The sequence below is a fragment of the Flavobacterium sp. JP2137 genome (genome assembly GCF_050562195.1).
In the GTDB taxonomy this organism is placed as follows: domain Bacteria; phylum Bacteroidota; class Bacteroidia; order Flavobacteriales; family Flavobacteriaceae; genus Flavobacterium.
Genome location: NZ_CP191647.1, coordinates 1,500,381 through 1,513,160 on the forward strand (window position 1 = coordinate 1,500,381; position 12,780 = coordinate 1,513,160).

The window sequence follows — 12,780 nt, forward strand, 5'->3', positions numbered from 1 at the left end:
GAATAACCAATAATTCATTGAGATGAAAAAACTATTACTATTGTGGTTTTTTGCACTTTTCCATTTTGTTTCCTCCTGGGCGCAAGTGGAAATAGGCACTGGAACCAGTACCCAGATTTACCCCTTAGGTAATTATTATGGGTTTGAAAGATCCGCAGCCCTCTATACAGGCGTTGAGGTTCAGGGTGTTGGGGCTATTAGCAATTTAGCCTGGTATGCAAATACAGCGGGCGCTGGAGCGCGACCAATTAAAATTTACCTAAAAGAAGTAACAGAAAATCAAATAACTGCTACTTCATGGAGTTCCATAACGACAGGAGCTACTTTGGTTTATGATGGGAGTATGACTCCAATAGTTGGGTGGAATAATTTTGTTACCACCGCTGCTTTTAATTTTAGCGGGAATGGAAACCTATTGGTTTTGGTTGAAGCCAATTTTGGTGGTAATGGAAATGGTGGTGCAAGTGCAGGTAATGCCATAAGATACACCACCGCAACGAATAGGCACATGTATTGGCGCCTCGATAGCGCACCGCCAACAGGCGATGGAACGAGTTCGAGTTCGCGACCAAATATTAAAATAAGCATTCCGATGCCGACTTGTCCGCGGGTAACGCTTACCAATACAGCACTATCGGGCACGGCCGCTTATTTTGCCTTGTCTACGCCTATACCTGATTTGGGGTATAGCTACGAGTTGAGAACCTCAGGTAGTCCGGGTTCCGGAGCTACGGGATTGGTGCAAAGTGGAGACCTTGCAACCAATCGCATTGCCTTAACCGGACTGTCGGTGAACACCGCTTATGTGCTTTATGCAAGGGGGAAGTGCTCGGCTACGGATTCGAGTTTTTGGGTTGATTCGAGTTTTACGACAGGAGCTAATGCAGGTCAGGTCGGAATAGGAGTCGCTACTTCTACCGATTTGCCTTTGCGACCGAATTACGGATATAATTACTCCCAGCAGATTTATACCAAAGACGAAATGCTCGCTGCTGTAGGTGCGGATAATTTTATTACAAAGATCAAATTCCACATTAAAAGTAGCTCGGCGACGACTTCTTATAAAGATTGGAAAATTACCATGGGGAATACCTCACAAGATGTTTTTGCCAGTACATCGGCCTGGGTTCCCCAAAGTCAATTGTCAGAAGTTTTTAATGGTGTGGTTCCTTTTCCAAGTCCAGTCGATGGTTGGATGGAAATTGAATTGGCAACACCATTTATTTGGGACGGCGTGAGCAACGTAGTCATCGCAGTGCACGAGTATACACCAGGTTTCTTATCGGGGGGGGTATTTAGGAAAATGGATACCACGAACAATAGAGGAATAGGTTATCATAGTGATACTGTGAATCCCGATGTGACCAACTTAGCAGCTGGTGCTTTGTATTCTTTTGTACCACAAGCGATTTTCGTAGGAGGGCAAACGCCCGTTTGTGTAGGACCGATAAATATTCAAATGAGCCAGCTCACAAGTACTTCGGTCAAGTTCAACTGGAGTATCTTCGAAACAGCACCGGTTTTAGGCGTGGATTACTTTTTGAGTACTTCACCGACACCTCCTGTAGCAGGTACTGTGCCTACGGCTACCTTAGGTGCTGCTATTCGAGAAATTGTTTTGGAAAGTCTAACGGTCGATACCCAGTATTATGTGTGGTTTAGAGCTAAATGTACCGCTGCGGAAACCAGTAATTGGAGTGCCGTTCGCGCCTTTAGAACTCCTTTGGTCGGACAGGTTGGAATAGGAACTGATACAGGAGTAGATTTGCCTATTCGATCGAGTAGCCCATATTCCTATTCGCAACAAATCTACTTAAAAGATGAAGTTGCAATTGCTGTTGGTGCGAATAATATCATTAAAAAGATTAGATTCCATTTTAAAACTACTGGGGCTACAGCCAATTATAAAGATTGGAAAGTCTTTATGGGCAACACGGTTCAAGAAGAATTTGCTACTACCTCAGCATGGGTGCCTCAAAGCCAGCTTGCTGAAGTGTTTAGCGGGGTCATCACTTTTCCTAATCCGACAGATGATTGGATGGAAATTGTACTCGACACGCCTTTTATATGGGACGGTATAAGCAATATAGTCATCGGAGTTCACGAATATACACCAGGCTCAGCCACTGGTGCGGTATTTAGAAAAATGGATACCCCAACCAAAAGAGGTATGGGTGTATACCCTACGACAAATCCAAACCTACAGAGTTTGAGCTCGGGAACTGCCCAATACTATGTTCCGCAGGTTATTTTGATAGGGGAGCCTTTGGCTGCCTGTATGTACCCTTTGAATATTCAAATGAGTGAGCTGGGTAGTACTAAGGTGAAATACAGTTGGGTAGTTGGTGGAACGGCGCCTTATATAGGAGTGGAATACTTTGTGTCTTCTTCTTCAATAGCGCCAGTTGCGAACACTACGCCAACCGGCATCGTAAACGCACCGACCGCAGAAGTCGTTTTGACAGATTTGAATAGTAATACCCAGTATTATGTTTGGTTTAGATTAAAATGTTCGCCTACGGCCACTAGTGAATGGTCGAGTGAAAATAGTTTTACAACAACTTTGGTCGGACAAATTGGTGTCGGGGAGGCCACAGGTAGCGATTTGCCTATTCGCTCGAGTAGCGCGTATAATTATACGCAGCAAATTTATCTGAAAACAGAAGTTGTTACAGCTATAGGAACGGATAATTTGATCAACAAAATCAGATTCCATATCAAAACAACAGCGGCTACGGCAAACTATAAAGACTGGAAAGTGTTTATGGGAAATACCTCTCAAGAGGTTTTTGCTAGTGGTACTGCTTATGTACCGCAAAATCAGCTTACCGAAGTGTTTGATGGGGTGATTACTTTTCCCGACCCTACAGATGGTTGGATAGAGATTGCACTCGACACGCCTTTTGTGTGGGATGGTATCAATAATTTGGTTATTGGAGTGCACGAATACACAGCGAGCTCTACGGCTGGGGCAGTGTTTAAAAAAATAGATACCCCGACCAGAAGAGGAATAGGGCTGTATAGTAGTACAAATCCAAACCTACAGAGTTTGGGTTCAGGAACTACTTTGGACTATGTTCCACAGGTGATTTTGAATGGCAGTCCTGTTCCGGAATGTATGTTTCCTTTAAATGTTCAACCTAATGCGGTAACGGATAGTTCAGTAGAATACATCTGGAACCTGTTTGGTAATTATCCTGTAGAAGGAGTGGAGTATTATTTGTCGACTTCGAATACCGATCCTACGGCTGCTACGGATGTAAGTGGAATGATAGTGGGGCGAGTGGATGAAGGCATGATAGAGGGACTTACAGAAAATACCTTATATTACATTTGGTTTAGAGTAAAATGCAGCCCGACATCATCCAGTGAGTGGACGCGTGCATACTCGTTTAAAACAAGTAATACAGGACAGATTGGAACCGGAGAATTAGTAACCACTTCTTTGCCACTACAATCGAATTACGGCTATAATTATACGCAACAAATTTATTTGACTCCGGAGATTACAGCTGCCGTGGGTACCAACAGATACATCAAAAAGATCAAATTCCATTTTACAGCGACAACGGCGACAGCGACGTATAAAGATTGGAAAATTTTTATGGGTAACACTGTTAAAGGGAGTTTTGCCGCTACCTCAGCGACAGAATGGGTGCCTACTGCTGCGATGACTACCGTATTTGAAGGGGAAGTGACCTTTCCAAACCCTACAGGAGATTGGATGGAAATCACTTTGGCCGAACCGTTTTTATGGGATGGAACCAGCAATATTGTAGTAGCAGTTCACGAATACACACCAGCCTACTTACTAGGGGGAAGTTTTAGAAAAATGGATACCCCTGGAGCGAATAGAGGAATGATTTACCGAACGGATAGCGCGAGCTCAAATCCGAATCCGGATAGTCCTCCAGTGGCGAGTGATCGCTTTACATACGTGCCGCAAATCGTATTGGTTGGAGAGCCAGCGCCAACTTGTATTGGGCTTGCTTCAACAAACCATTCCGATGTAACATTAAACAGTGTTAAGGTTAAATGGACCAATACCGTAACGGTTTTGGCTACAGAGTATTTCTATGCAACCACTTTAGCACAAGCACCAACCGGCTCTACGGTTCCTTCGGGCTCGGTAAATTCACCAGCCTTGGAAACCACTATAACCGGACTGCAACCGAATACGCAGTATTACGTGTGGTTTAGAAATAAATGTAGCGCTACGGATAGCAGTGCTTGGACGGGAATCCCTGTTTCCTTTAAAACCCCATTAGAAGGGCATATAGGATCAGGTGAACAAACGACAACGCAATTGCCGTTGACCTCGAGCTCGTCGTTCAATTACTCGCAACAAATTTATTTGGCCAGTGAAATACGTGCCTCTATGGGGGGGACAGGGCAGTCTTATATCACCAAATTAAAGTTTCACTTTAAGTCGACTAATGCTACGGCAAATTATAAGGATTGGAAAATCTTTATGGGTAATACCACCAAGGCTGAATTCTCGGCGACAACTGCAGATCAGTGGGTTTCTATCGCAGCTTTACAACAGGTTTTTGACGGCGAAGTCACCTTCCCGAACCCGACCGATAACTGGATGGAGATTACTTTAACAGAACCTTTTGCCTGGGATGGAACCAGCAATATCGTGGTGGCTGTTAATGAATACACGACGAGCTCTACCTCTGGTGCGAATTTTAGAAAAATGGATACACCTACTTATAGAGGTTTAGTCAATTCTAGTATTACGTTGCAAAACTTAAATACACCACCAATCGCAACCAATAGATATCAGTACGTTCCTCAGATTATTTTTGAGAAAATAGCAGTTCCAGCCTGTTTAAAGCCAATTTATGTAGAAGTGGTGGATATCACCAAAAACAGCGCTACTGTAAATTGGACTGCTCCGATAAATGTTCCAACCTTGGGCTATGAATACGAAGTGAGAACCTCCGGAGCTGCAGGAAGTGGTCAAACGGGATTATTTGCTACTCAAGTAAATCCAAATGCCATTTTAACTAAGGCACTTACGGGATTAGCGCCTGCAACGGAATATTCTGTTTATTTGCGCTCCAAATGTTCGTTAGTATCTAATTCGACATGGACGTTAGCGACAAAATTTACTACTTTATGTAATTATACAGACTTTACCGTGCAAAATGCGGCTATATGCGGTCAGGGAGTTATTACTTTAAGTGTAACGGTAACTGGAACAAATGGGGTGTTTAAATGGTATGAAGTGGCTACGGGCGGAACGGTTCTCTTTGAAGGTCCAGCCTTTACTACACCTTTACTAACGGCAAACAAGTCGTACTGGGTTGAGGGAACTACCGGAACAGGAACGAATCTCTGTTTGTCGGGAAGAAAAAAAATCGATGTAGTAGTCAGTGTAGCGCCTGCCTTTACTTTGAGTACAGCAGCCTTTACCATTTGTGAAGGAGAAACTTCTGCGGCAGTTACACTAACCAGCGACGCGTCGGACTTTACAACCTATACTTGGTCGCCAGCTACAGGAGTAAGCGGCAATGCGCAAACCGGCTGGGTGTTTAACCCTACTGTGAGCACGGTATACACCGTTATAGCCAAGCAAGCCTCAGGTGCTTTGTGCGAGGCAGCGGGCATGGTAAGCATTACCGTAAATCCGATACCGGTATTTACCACAACCCCAGACGAAATCGATCAAGCGGTTTGTGAAGGCGGTATTAAAGCCTTTGAGGTAGATTACGTCAGAGACTTTCAAAGGATTATTGGAGAGGGTACCTTGTTGTCTGGCAATAATGACAACAACACCGCGTTTAACAACCGATTTACAGGGGGGAAATCTCAAATGATTTTTACCGCAGCGGAGTTGAATGCCGTTGGAATAAATGCCGGAAATATTTCGAGTATATCTTTTAATATCGCTACTCCAGGATCGCGATTGACCAATGCAAACTACGTAGTGAAAGTAGGAACAACCAACCTCAATGCATTTGCAAATACGAGCTTTATAACTGCTGGACTTACCACGGTTTACGGGCCAACTACCTATACGCATACGGAATCGGGTTGGCAAGAAATCGCCTTTACCACGCCTTTTGAATGGAATGGAACCTCTAATGTTATTGTGGAAATTTCACATACTGGAGCTAATTCAGTGGATAATGCGAATACGTATTATACGGTTGGAACCGAAAATCGCTTGCTGTTTGGTACCACCGGTACTACGGGAACGACGAGTAAAAACAGGTATAACGTAATTCTCAAAGGACAAAGCGATTTAAAGGTAACCTGGAGCCCAGCGGCGAATCTCTTTACCGATGAAGAAGCAACGGTGCCTTATGAAGCGGGAGTTTCTGCAACTAATGTATACTACAAAGGACAGCAAGAAGGTTATGAAAACCTCGTGTTAAGCGTGGATTCAGGCAACGGTTGTCCGGTAATTAAAACCTTTAATGTAAGAACCGTAGTGATTACCGATGCGGAAGCAGTTGATCAAGAGTTTTGCGGTGCTGTTCCGGTTTCGGAATTAGTAGCAACAGGTCAAGACGGTGCGCGTTTTAACTGGTATCGTCAAGCCACTGGAGGCTTGCCTTTAAGCCCGACTACGCTATTGGTGACCGGTACGTACTATGTGACTCAAATTATCGGCGCTTGTGAATCAACCACCAGAAAAGCCGTTCATGTGGATATTAAAAACAAGCCACTTGCACCAGTTTCCGCTAATAGAAATATTTGTGGTACGGCAATGTTGTCCGACTTGGATGTGACTTACGATGCAGCAAATACCTTAAATTGGTATGATGCGAGTCAAGACTTAATCGTAGGGGACGTAGCTTTGCAAACCGGTATTTATTTTGTTTCTCAAAGTAATTCCGTTTGTGAATCCGAAAAGACACGTGTGGGTATTAGTGTGAATCCAGTACCTGCAGCTCCAACGACTGCAGCTTCTCAGACGTTCTGTGGAACGGCCAGAGTTTCGAATCTAGCCATTCAATTAGCGGCGGGAACAGTAGCGAAGTGGTACAACAGTATGACGGCAACCACGGCTTTGTCTCCAAATGACTTCTTGAGCACGGGAACTTATTATGGCGCTCAGATGAGCAACAGTTGTGAATCGACTCGAGTTGCGGTAAGTGTCGTTGTTTATGATGGTGTGGCCCTGCCAATAGCGCAGAACCAAAATTTCTGTACAAACAACGTAACTGTTAGTGATTTGCTAGTGACCGCTTTGCCGGGAGCGCGAGTAAATTGGTATAATACAGCAACTGGAGGAACAGCCTTAGGAGCCAATCAACCGTTGACTTCAGGATTGTACTATGCGACTCAAAAAATAGGTGATTGCGAATCGGCACGCGTGCGAATTGGCGTTAACATCGTTAACAACAACACGGCACCAAACGCCCTATCGCAGTCTTTCTGTGGCGCGACAAAAGTGTCTAACCTACATGTGAATGTAGCTACGGGCATGATTGTAAAATGGTACGCACAAGAGCAAGGCGGAACCGCTTTAGCTAATGATGCTGCAATTCAAACGGGAACCTATTATGTGAGTCAATCGATTTACTTCTGTGAATCTCCGAGAAAACGCGTTGAGGTAGTGGTAAATCCAATACCAGCAACGCCAACGGGCAGTGACTTGCAAGTATTTGAACACGAGCCGAGCAGTGTAATAGGCGATTTGGTTTTAGATCAAATCAATATCATCTGGTACAGCTCTGAGGAGGATGCGCTGAATAGTCGAAACAGCCTCTCAATCGATATGCCACTTGTAGATGGAAGCGTTTACTTCGGTGTGCTGCGTTCTGATGCGGGATGTGTGAGCTTGCCATTCGCTGTGACTGTTAAAATCAACAAGCCTTTGGGAGTGAATGATTTTGATTTGACCAAGTTGAATTATTATCCAAACCCGGTTAAAGATGTTTTGACCATTTCTTATAAAGAAACGATTACTCGAGTAGAGGTGTACTCCTTAACAGGACAACGCGTTTTGACGATGAATGCTTCAGATTACCAAGTCTTAGTAGATATGAGCCGTTTGGCACCAGCTACTTATGTGGTGAAGATTTATACAGATAATCAATCGCAATTTATCAAGATTATCAAGAATTAAACCCGCGGTTTAAATAGTTTTTAAAAGCCCCGACTGAGCAATCAGTCGGGGTTTTTTTATGCGCTAAAACCGGCGTTATGGTGGTGATTCGGATTTTAAAGTAACTATATGTGCAGTGCCTCCGGGCAAAAAGAGGGTAAAAGGGCTTTAATTGGCAAAACTTTAAAAGCAATTCCGACTATTTAATACAAGGGATGCAACAAGAGTTTGCTATATTTGCTAGTACAATTTAAAGGCGTATTTAGAGATGAAGATTCAGAATATATGTTGCATCGGTGCGGGTTATGTAGGTGGACCAACCATGTCGGTAATCGCTCAGAAATGTCCAGATATACAGATAACCGTCGTCGATGTCAATGCCGCAAGAATCGCCGCATGGAATAGCGAGGATTTTGAGAAACTGCCGATTTACGAACCGGGATTGAGCGATATCGTACGCGAGGCCAGAGGGCGAAACCTGTTTTTTTCTACCGATGTCGATACTGCTATCGATCGCGCAGACATGATTTTTATATCGGTAAACACCCCGACAAAAACCTATGGCTTGGGCAAGGGGATGGCCTCGGACTTGAAGTATATCGAACTTTGTGCCCGCCAAATTGCCCGAGTGGCCACGACCGACAAAATAGTAGTGGAAAAATCCACACTACCGGTACGCACCGCTACAGCAATTAAAAATATCTTAGACAATACCGGCAATCCCGTTCAGTTTCAAATCCTATCCAATCCCGAATTTTTGGCAGAAGGTACCGCCGTGGCCGATCTTTTTAACCCCGATCGCGTATTGATCGGCGGGGAAGAAACCGCCGATGGTCAACGGGCCGTTCGCGCTTTGGTCGATATTTACGCCCGATGGGTACCCGCAGAAAAGATATTGACCACCAATGTGTGGTCGTCTGAATTGTCCAAACTAACGGCCAATGCTTTCTTGGCGCAACGCGTATCCTCTATCAATGCCATTTCCGAGCTCTGCGAGAAAACTGGCGCCAACATCACTGAGGTCGCACAGGCCATCGGAATGGATAGTCGTATCGGATCCAAGTTTTTAAAGGCCTCTGTCGGTTTTGGTGGTTCGTGTTTTCAAAAGGATATCTTGAATTTGGTCTATATCGCCAAGTCCTATGGTCTGGACGAAGTTGCCGATTATTGGGAGCAAGTGATCATCATGAACAACCACCAACGCCAGCGCTTTGCCCACCGAATTGTAAAAACACTTTACAATACCGTATCCGATAAGAAAATCGCTTTTTTGGGGTGGGCATTTAAAAAAGATACCAACGACACCCGCGAATCAGCCGCGATTTATGTAGCGGATTACCTGTTAAACGAACAAGCCTTAATACAGGTATTCGACCCCAAAGTAACCGCCCAACAAGTATATGCAGATTTGAATTATCTAAACAGCCGAGCGGAAATCGACAATGAAAAGTCGGTTCAAGTACACCCTTGCCCCTATCAAACCTGTCAAAATGTACACGCAATCGCCATACTAACCGAATGGGAGGAGTTTAATACCTACGACTGGGAACGCATTTACCAACAGATGCACAAACCCGCCTTTGTTTTTGACGGTAGAAATGTGTTGGATAAAGCCAAATTGGAAAAAATCGGATTTATATATGCGGCAATCGGCCGCTAGTTTAAACGGTATTGGAATGGCTAAGTGCATAAAAATCCCGAGGAAAAAGCGCTTTTTTGCCCGAAAACAGCCGCTATGTTTTGGAGAATCATAAAATCCTCTAAATAAATTTTCTCATCTAAAAGGGATATGCTATTTTTGCTACTTCACGGAATCCGTCGATGAAGAAACCCCGTGTTAAAAGCGGTATATTCCGCCAAGATAAAGAAGCGTTATAGACTGAGATACGGACTGGAAAGTGTTTTTATAAACAGCGCCAGCGGTTTAGCGGGAAATATAGCCAGAGAAATATAATATTATCTACATTATGAAAGAAATTACAAAAGAAGTTTATCTAAAGTGGTATGAAGACATGCTCTTTTGGAGAAAGTTTGAAGACAAACTTGCGGCTTTATACATTCAACAAAAAGTACGAGGTTTTTTGCATTTATATAATGGACAAGAAGCGGTGTTGGCAGGAGCTTTACATGCGATGGATCTTTCAAAAGACAAGATGATTACGGCTTATAGAAACCACGTTCAACCGATCGGTTTGGGAGTTGATCCCAAGCGTATTATGGCAGAATTGTTGGGTAAGGCCACAGGAACCTCTCAAGGTTTGGGGGGGTCGATGCACATTTTCTCTAAAGAACACAATTTTTACGGAGGACACGGTATTGTTGGAGCGCAAATTCCAGTAGGTGCCGGTTTGGCTTTCGCCGATAAATATTTTAATACAGGCGGTGTAACCATGACCTATTTTGGCGATGGTGCAGCCCGACAAGGCTCTTTGCACGAAGCCTTTAACATGGCTATGCTCTGGAAATTACCAGTGGTTTTTATCGTGGAAAACAACGGTTATGCCATGGGTACTTCCGTAGAGCGAACCGCCAACCATACCGATATCTGGAAATTGGGACTGGGCTATGAAATGCCTTGTGGACCCGTAGACGGAATGAATCCGGTAAAGGTGGCCGAAGCGATGTTTGAAGCCATCGAAAGAGCGCGTCGTGGAGATGGACCTACGTTTTTAGAGATGAAAACATACCGCTATAGAGGACACTCCATGTCTGATGCACAAAATTACCGCTCGAAAGAAGAAGTAGAAGAATACAAAAAAATCGATCCAATCACACAAGTGTTGGATATTATATTGGAGAACAACTACGCAACAACTTCAGAAATGGAAGTAATCGATCAAAGAGTTAAAGATTTAGTTGCCGAATGTGAAAAATTCGCAGAAGATTCTCCTTACCCGGATAAAAACGTGATGTACGATGTTGTTTACGAACAAGAAAACTACCCGTTTTTACCTCATAAACTATAATTGATATGGCAGAAGTAATTACAATGCCGCGTTTGAGCGACACCATGACCGATGGTGTGGTGGCAACGTGGTTAAAAAAAGTGGGTGATACGATTTCAGAAGGCGATATACTCGCCGAAATCGAAACCGATAAAGCAACGATGGAATTTGAATCCTTCCATTCGGGTACTTTGTTGTACATCGGACTTCAAGAAGGCGAATCGGCTCCCGTTGACTCCCTTTTAGCCATTATTGGAAAAGAAGGGGAGGATATTTCGGCTTTGATCAGCGGAGGTAAACCCGAGCAAAGCAAAGAAATACCAAAAACCGAAGGTACTCCTGTTGCAGAAACAGCGCCCCAAACCAACGTAGAGGCCCCCAAAGCTGCTGCATTGCCCAAAGGGGTAACGGTAGTGACCATGCCGCGCTTAAGCGATACCATGACCGATGGTACCGTAGCGACTTGGATTAAAAAAGTGGGTGATCAAGTCGATGAAGGCGATATACTCGCCGAAATCGAAACCGATAAAGCGACGATGGAATTTGAGTCTTTCCAATCGGGAACCCTGTTGTATGTCGGCATTCAAGAAGGCGAATCGGCTCCGGTCGATAGCGTATTGGCAATTATCGGACCTGCGGGCACCGATGTAGCCGATATCGTGGCTCGTGGCACTGCTGAAACTCCGGTAGAGCAAACGGCAACCACAGCGGCAAGCGACGAGAAAAACGTTCAAAACACCGCAGTAACGCCCACCGAACAAGCCAGCCCTAGCAGCAACGACAACGGAAGGGTTTTTGCTTCGCCTTTAGCGAGAAAAATAGCTAAAGACAAGGGGATTTCACTACAAGATGTCAAGGGCTCTGGCGAAAGTGGACGAATAGTGAAGAAAGATATAGAGAATTTTGTACCCGTTGCAAAAGCAGCCAGTACAGCTACTCCAACAGCAGCTGCTCCTGCGGCCAAAGCCTTTGTAGCTGCCGGTGAAATCAACAGAGAGGAAATCAAAAATTCTTCGATGAGAAAAACCATCGCACGTCGTTTGGGAGAATCTAAATTTACCGCACCGCATTACTACCTTACCATCGAATTGGATATGGATCAGGCCATCGCTTCTCGTGGGGTAATCAATACCCTGCCAGAAACCAAAGTCTCGTTCAACGATATGGTCGTTAAGGCCTGTGCTATGGCACTTAAAAAACATCCACAAGTCAATTCGCAATGGACCGATGAAGTAACCATCATCAATCACCATATTAATATCGGTGTAGCCGTTGCCGTTGAAGATGGATTAGTGGTACCCGTACTGCCTTTTACAGACCAGTTGAGCCTAACGCAAATTGGCGCGTCTGTAAGAGAGCTAGCGGGAAAGGCCAAAACCAAAAAACTACAGCCGTCAGAAATGGACGGAAGTACGTTTACCGTTTCGAATTTGGGAATGTTTGGAATCAAAGAATTTACTTCGATTATCAATCAACCCAACTCGGCCATCCTCTCCGTAGGAGCCATTATCGAAAAACCGGTGGTTAAAAACGGGCAAATCGTTGTGGGCAATACCATGACCGTAACCCTGGCTTGCGACCACAGAACCGTAGATGGTGCTACAGGAGCACAGTTTTTACAAACACTGCGCAGTTTTATAGAAAACCCCGTGACCATGCTGGCGTAATACCACAACATAAGTAGGTAAAAACCCGTTTTGGAATACAAACGGGTTTTTGCATTTTTAGACATTAAATTTTTTAGTTAAACGTTAGAGTATTAATTTAGCG

Annotated in this window: 4 protein-coding genes; all 4 read left to right on the top strand. The window is 44.3% G+C overall.

What is annotated here, in order from left to right:
• Nucleotides 1-22: 22 nt before the first annotated feature.
• Nucleotides 23-8,086, top strand: a complete 8,064-nt coding sequence (locus ACQZ43_RS06445) for a fibronectin type III domain-containing protein (RefSeq protein ID WP_430615131.1) — start codon at nt 23-25, stop codon at nt 8,084-8,086.
• Between the two features lie 247 nt (nt 8,087-8,333).
• Nucleotides 8,334-9,725 (top strand): nucleotide sugar dehydrogenase, encoded by a 1,392-nt coding sequence (locus ACQZ43_RS06450; protein ID WP_430615132.1) that lies wholly within the window; start codon nt 8,334-8,336, stop codon nt 9,723-9,725.
• A 307-nt stretch (nt 9,726-10,032) separates the two neighbouring features.
• Entirely contained in the window at nt 10,033-11,031 is a 999-nt protein-coding gene (gene pdhA, locus ACQZ43_RS06455) for a pyruvate dehydrogenase (acetyl-transferring) E1 component subunit alpha (protein ID WP_430615133.1), read from the top strand.
• A 5-nt stretch (nt 11,032-11,036) separates the two neighbouring features.
• Nucleotides 11,037-12,677: a pyruvate dehydrogenase complex dihydrolipoamide acetyltransferase gene (locus tag ACQZ43_RS06460; protein ID WP_430615134.1), complete on the top strand. Its 1,641-nt coding sequence runs from the start codon at nt 11,037-11,039 to the stop codon at nt 12,675-12,677.
• The last annotated feature ends 103 nt before the right edge of the window (nt 12,678-12,780 follow it).

What these genes read in the sequence shown, in the direction of transcription:
- ACQZ43_RS06445 (WP_430615131.1), top strand. Translation starts at nt 23, where the DNA reads ATGAAAAAACTATTACTATTGTGGTTTTTTGCACTTTTCCATTTTGTT.
- ACQZ43_RS06450 (WP_430615132.1), top strand. Translation starts at nt 8,334, where the DNA reads ATGAAGATTCAGAATATATGTTGCATCGGTGCGGGTTATGTAGGTGGA.
- pdhA (WP_430615133.1), top strand. Translation starts at nt 10,033, where the DNA reads ATGAAAGAAATTACAAAAGAAGTTTATCTAAAGTGGTATGAAGACATG.
- ACQZ43_RS06460 (WP_430615134.1), top strand. Translation starts at nt 11,037, where the DNA reads ATGGCAGAAGTAATTACAATGCCGCGTTTGAGCGACACCATGACCGAT.